This window comes from Streptomyces sp. NPDC020807, from assembly GCF_040641575.1.
Lineage (GTDB): Bacteria > Actinomycetota > Actinomycetes > Streptomycetales > Streptomycetaceae > Streptomyces.
Genome location: NZ_JBFADU010000054.1, coordinates 1 through 5,143 on the forward strand (window position 1 = coordinate 1; position 5,143 = coordinate 5,143).

General features: G+C 70.0%; 4 protein-coding genes and 1 pseudogene. All 5 read right to left on the minus strand.

Annotated elements, in window-relative coordinates:
- The coding region (locus tag AB0G79_RS33250) for an ATP/GTP-binding protein (protein WP_030739219.1) at positions 1-305 on the minus strand (305 nt) is incomplete at its 3' end.
- Entirely contained in the window at positions 286-873 is a 588-nt protein-coding gene (locus AB0G79_RS33255; RefSeq protein ID WP_360813210.1) for a DUF742 domain-containing protein, read from the minus strand. The genes AB0G79_RS33250 and AB0G79_RS33255, both read right to left, overlap by 20 nt.
- Positions 874-964: 91 nt before the next feature.
- A complete protein-coding gene (locus AB0G79_RS33260; RefSeq protein ID WP_026057603.1) occupies positions 965-1,378 on the minus strand; it encodes a roadblock/LC7 domain-containing protein in 414 nt (137 codons plus the stop codon).
- A 7-nt stretch (positions 1,379-1,385) separates the two neighbouring features.
- A complete protein-coding gene (locus AB0G79_RS33265) occupies positions 1,386-4,715 on the minus strand; it encodes a nitrate- and nitrite sensing domain-containing protein (protein ID WP_360813214.1) in 3,330 nt (1,109 codons plus the stop codon).
- 326 nt (positions 4,716-5,041) lie between these two features.
- A pseudogene (locus AB0G79_RS33270) lies at positions 5,042-5,143 on the minus strand (ATP-binding protein); the annotation flags it as partial.

The following is a 5,143-nucleotide window of genomic DNA, read 5'->3' on the forward strand; positions in this document are numbered from 1 at the left end:
AGGTCGTCCCACATGAACCAGAAGCGGTCCTGACCGGGGGTACCGAAGAGGTACAGGATCAGGTCCTGGTCCAGCGTGATGCGGCCGAAGTCCATGGCGACGGTCGTCGTCGTCTTGTCGCCGGTGTGCGTGAGGTCGTCGATGCCCGCGGAAGCGGACGTCATCACGGCCTCGGTACGCAGCGGGTTGATCTCCGAGACGGCGCCGACGAACGTGGTCTTGCCCACGCCGAAGCCACCCGCCACCACGATCTTCGCGCTGGTGGTTGAACGGGCCGCGCCGCCGCTAGAGCTTGCGAAGTCCACTGAGCACCCTTTCGAGCAAGGTCACGTCTGGCTGACCACCGGCGGACTCGTCGCCGCCCGGCTGGTGGATGGCGACAAGTCCCGCCTCGGCCAGGTCGGCGACGAGGATTCGGGCGACGCCGAGGGGAATGGAGAGAAGGGCCGAGATCTCCGCGACCGACTTGATCTCGAAGCACAGCCGGCAGATCCGCTGGTGCTCGGGCAACTGCCCCTGCAGCCGGGCGGGATCGGCCGTCGTGCTGACCAGCGCCTCGATGGCGAGCTGGTAGCGCGGCCGGGTCCGGCCGCCGGTCATCGCGTACGGACGGACGAGCGGGTTGTGCCCGCCCGAACCGCCCGACGGGGACGGGACGCGCGGCGCGCTCGGCGAGCCCGCGGGTACGTGCGCTGCGCCATAGGGAGCCTGCGGGGCCTGCGGCTGCTGCTGGTGCGGCTGCTGGTAGGGCTGCGTCATGCCCTGTCTGCTCGGGGTGGAGGGAAAGTTGAACCGGTTCTGCGCGGCGTCGCCGAGCGGCGCCTGGTGCGCGTCATATCCGTTGTACTGGCTCGCGCCAGGGGGTGTTCCCACGTCTCCTCCTCCGACTGCCTCGCGATCCATGTCCCTTGAACCGCGCCACCGCACCTTACGGTGCGGTGACGAGAAACGCACGGTCTGTCTGTTAGTTGAGCAGACTTCCCTGAAGCTCCGCCCGCAGATCGGGAGTCAGGACGGTGCCCGCCCGGTCCACGAGGAGGGCCATCTCGTACCCGACGAGGCCGATGTCGGCCTCCGGGTGGGCGAGGACGGCCAGCGAGGAACCGTCCGAGATCGACATGATGAAGAGGAAGCCGCGCTCCATCTCCACGACGGTCTGGTTGACCGCGCCGCCCTCGAAGATCCGGGACGCGCCCGCGGTCAGCGAGGTCAGTCCCGAGGCGACGGCCGCCAGCTGGTCGGCGCGGTCGCGGGGGAACCCCTCGGACATCGCCAGCAGGAGTCCGTCGGCGGAGACCACCACCGTGTGCGACACCCCGGGGGTGTTGTCCACGAAGTTGGTGATCAACCAGTTCAGATTCTGCGCCGCCTGGCTCATGCTCACACTAACGCTCCTGGTTGTAGGTACTGCCCGGGCCGAAACCCGATCCGTTCGTGTCCGTACCCGCGCTGCGTCCCTGCTGGACACCGCGGCGCAGGTTGCTCAACCTGCCCCGGACGTCCTCGGGTGCGCGGGAGACCTGGGGGCCGCCCTGCGGGGTCTGCTCCGCCGTGCCCTCGACCAGGTTGGCCTTGGGCACCCGCCGGGGGAGACCCGAGGAGGTGACCCCGCCGGCCTTCGGGTCCTTGAGCTTCCCGGCCCGCTGCCAGCGCTCGTCGTTCGTCGAGCGCCAGGCGTCGGAGCCGTCGGCTTCGTCTCGCTGCTGCTCCGCCGACCCCGCCGGCTGCGGGACCTGCGCCGGCTGCTGCGCCTGAGCGGGCTGCTGTGCCTGCGCGGGCGGTGCCTGGCGCGGCACCTGCTGCGTCTGCTGGCCGACGCTGCCGCGGCGCGGCAGACCTGCGTCGGTCAACGTGTGGCCGGCGTCCGGGGCGGGGCTCTGAGCGGTACCCGGACGGTCGAAGCCTACGCCGTCACGGGCCTGTTCGGGAGCGGTCGGAGCAGATTCCGCTTCCGCTCCGTACGGCTGCTCGTAGCCGCCCTGATAGGCGTTCTGGTCCTGCCACTCGTCCTGCTGGGCCTGCGTGTCGAACGTATTGCCGTACGTCTGGTGTTCGACGGTCGCGGTCTCGTACGGAGCTTCCGCATAGCCGCCCTGCGGGTAGGCCTCGTAGCCCTGCCGCTCGTACTCGCCGGTGTACTCCGGGGAGTAGCCCTGCTCCTGCGCCGGGGCGTACTCGCCCTGGTACTCGGCGGCGTACTCCTGGCCGTAACCCTGCTGCTGCGCGTACTCCTGCGGGGCGTACTCCTGGGCCTGGCCGAAGTCCTGCGCGTACTCCTGCGGCGCGGCCTGCGCGTACTCCTGGGGAGCCGCCTGCGGGTACTCCTGCGGGGCCGCCTGCGCGTACTGCTCCTCGGCCTGCTCCGGCTCCTGCTCCTGGAGCCGGCCGCCGAGGCTCGCGCGCCGGTCCTCGCGGGCCAGCGAGCGGTTCACCGGGTCGAGGTCGAGCTCGTCCTCGCCGCGCTGCTCGTAGCGCGAGTCGTCGAAGCCGAGGTCGGCGGCGGTCAGCATCGCCTGCGGGGCCGGGGCCTCGAAGGCGTTCTGCTGCTGCTGGGGAATGATCTGCGAGACGGTGAAGTCGTCCTGGACCGGCTGCTCGCCGCCACCGCCGTGCGTGATCGCGTCCGGCAGCATGACCAGCGAGGTCGTTCCGGCCTGCTCGCCCGAGGGGCGCAGCTGGACCCGGATGCCGTGCCGGTCGGCGAGGCGGCCGACCACGAAGAGGCCCATGCGCTGGGAGACGGCGGCGTCCACGGTCGGCGGGTTGGCCAGCTTGTGGTTGATGTCCGCGAAGTCCTCGGCGGTGAGGCCGATGCCCTTGTCGTGGATCTCGACCATCACGCGGCCGTCGGGGAGGCGGGTCGCGGTGACGCGGACCTTGGTCTGCGGGGAGGAGAACGTGGTGGCGTTCTCCAGGAGCTCGGCGAGCAGGTGCACGAGGTCGGTCACGGCCTGGCCGTGGATCTCGGCCTCCGGGACGCCGGCGAGCTCGATGCGCTCGTACTGCTCCACCTCGGAGGAGGCGGCGCGCATGACGTCGACCAGCGGGACGGGCTGGTCCCAGCGGCGGCCCGGCTCCTCGCCGGCGAGGACGAGGAGGTTCTCGCCGTTGCGGCGCATACGGGTGGCCAGGTGGTCCAGCTTGAAGAGGTTCTCCAGCTGGTCCGGGTCGGCCTCGTTGTTCTCCAGGTCGGTGATGAGGGTCAGCTGGCCCTCGATCAGCGACTGGTTGCGGCGCGAGAGGTTGGTGAAGATCGCGTTGACGTTGCCCCGGAGCATGGCCTGCTCGGCGGCGAGCCGGACGGCCTCGCGGTGGACCTGGTCGAAGGCGCGGGCGACCTCGCCGATCTCGTCCTGCGAGTCGATCGGGATGGGCTGCACGCGGGTGTCGACCCGGCCGGGCTCGGTACGGGACAGCTGGTCGACGAGCATCGGCAGGCGCTGCTCGGCGATGCCGAAGGCGGCGGTGCGCAGCTGCTGCATCGAGCGGCTCATCTGGCGGGCCATCATTCCGGCGAGGATGAAGGCGGCGAGCAGGGCGACGACGACGATGCCGCCGTTGACCCAGGCGTCGGTCTTGGCCTCGTCGGAGACGCGGATGGCCTCGTTCACGGCCTTGTCCACGAGGGACTTCTCGACCTCGCTGTAGCCCTCGAACTTGGCGGTGGCGATGCCCATCCAGGTCTCGGGGGTGATGGCCTGGGCCTTGAGGGCCGCCAGGGCCGTGGGGCTCTTCGCGCTGCCGATGGCGGCGGCGGTGCCGGAGTAGACGGAGCCGTCCTTGCCCTTGGGGGGCTGGACCGGGAGGCCCTGCATCTCCTTGGCGCCGTCGGCGGCCTTGCGGGCCATGACCTTCTTGAGGAGTTCGACGTCCTCGGGCATGCCGCCGGAGACGAACTCGCCGAGGGCGATCTGCTCCAGGTAGTTGTACGAGTTGAAGGCGACCGACTGCTGGGCGAAGACGCCCGCCTGCTGGCTGGGCCGGACGAGCAGCTGGGTGCCGATGGAGCGCTGGAGCGACTCGGCGCCCTTGGCGAGCTGGATCGCGTAGACGCTGCGGCCGTAGGCGGTGACGTTGCCGGTGCCGAGGCCGAGCTCGTTGGAGAACTCGGTGAGGTAGTGCTGGACGCCGGTGTACTGGAGCTGGGTGTTCACCGGGTCGAGGCCGGCGCTGTACGCGGACTTGCGCAGCGCGTCGAGCTTCGGCTCCTCGGCCCGGAAGAGCTTGAGGCGGCGCTCCAGGCCCTGACCGGAGGGGAGGTTCCTGGCGGCCTCGTCGAACTTCAGCCGGGCGGCGTCGGTGGCGGCGTACGCCTTCTCGACGGTCTCGCCCTTGCGGTCCTCGGGGGTCTTCGCGACGAGCAGCGGAGCGGCGGTGAGGTCGCGCTCGTTGAGCAGCGCGGTGCTGTAGTCCGAGGCGGCCTTCACGATGAGGGCCGTCTTCTCGGCGTCCTGCGCCTCCTGCCAGGTGTCGATCGACCCCTTGACCTGGAAGCCGCCCATGACGAGGCCGACGAGCACGGGTATGAGGAGGATCGCGTTCAGGCGGGTGGGCACGCGCCAGTTGCGCGGCGACAGCTTGCTGGAGTTGCCGGGGGCGGCCGGGGCCGGCGGCGGGGTCACGGGCACGTCGGCGGGCGACATCGCCGTGCGCGACGGCGGGGTGAAGTTGCCCCGTGTCTCCTGCTCCTCGGAGCTTTCCTTGCTGCGCCTCACTCGACCAACAACCTCTCGGCGTCGGCACCTACGTTGTGCCGTGTTTCGTTCAGGGCCGTACTACTCGGGAGTTCATGAATTCCAGCACGTGAAGGGGTTCCGTTCCAAACACCGGAAATCGACCCCGTCCCACCCAGTGGACCTTGCGTAAAACAGACATAAAGAGCGAGCCCCGCCAAATGGCGGGGCTCAGGTGAGCGCAGTGACACCGATCGGATGCGTCGGGTGTCCGAGGCGCCCCAATTCTCTGTCGGATTGTTATGAACACGGGGACGGTCGTGGCGAAGGCCACAGACCGTCCCCAGGTGTTGGCATATGCCCGACTGTTACTTGAGGCGGGCCATGAGGGCGTGCTCGACGAGGGTGATGAGCGCGCTCTTGGCGTCCGCGCGGTGGCGGGCGTCGGTGGTGATGATGGGGGTGTCGGG

Excerpts from the sequence above, each read along its gene's own strand:
- AB0G79_RS33260 (WP_026057603.1), bottom strand. The coding sequence starts at position 1,378 with ATGAGCCAGGCGGCGCAGAATCTGAACTGGTTGATCACCAACTTCGTG.